1 protein-coding gene is annotated in these 571 nt (G+C 60.6%); it reads left to right on the top strand.

Features of this window, described 5'->3' with window-relative positions:
• The coding region (locus AB6A65_RS16470) for an HNH endonuclease (RefSeq protein WP_371039479.1) at positions 1 to 557 on the top strand (557 nt) is incomplete at its 5' end.
• Positions 558 to 571 lie beyond the last annotated feature (14 nt).

The raw sequence follows: 571 nt of genomic DNA, 5'->3' as shown, positions 1-571 counted from the left end.
GAATTGAGCCGGCTCTTCTTCGTGACCTCATTCACTACGATCCTGATACCGGCCAGCTGACATGGAAGGCGCGGCGGCCAGTGAATTTCACACATTGCAAACGCGACCCGGCGTGGGTCTGCAGGATCTGGAACGCCAAGTACGAAGGTCGGCCGGCATTCGGTCGTCGCGAACACGGATACATCGCTGGCCGTGTTTTCGGTGCTCATGTGTACGCCCATCAAGTGGCGTTCGCGATCATGACCGGGCAATGGCCAGAGGCGCAGATCGACCACGTCAACGGCCGGCGCAGTGACAATCGATGGCGGAACCTGCGCCCTACCGATTCAGCGCAGAATGCGCGAAACACTGCGATATCGCGCAGCAACAGCTCGGGCGTCGTTGGCGTGAGCTGGAACAGGGAGAAGCGCCGCTGGTGGGCGTATATCCACCCTGCGAAAGGGCGCCGCCACTTGCTGGGGAGCTTTCGATCAAAAGCCGACGCGGTGGCCGTGCGCAAAGCTGCGGAGAGGCACTATGGATATCATCAAAATCATGGCCGCAAGCCTGCTTCTTAGCGGTTGCGCGACCC

This window comes from Rhodosalinus sp. FB01 (assembly GCF_041365715.1).
Lineage (GTDB): Bacteria > Pseudomonadota > Alphaproteobacteria > Rhodobacterales > Rhodobacteraceae > Rhodosalinus.
This window is presented reverse-complemented; position numbering and strand designations above follow the sequence as displayed.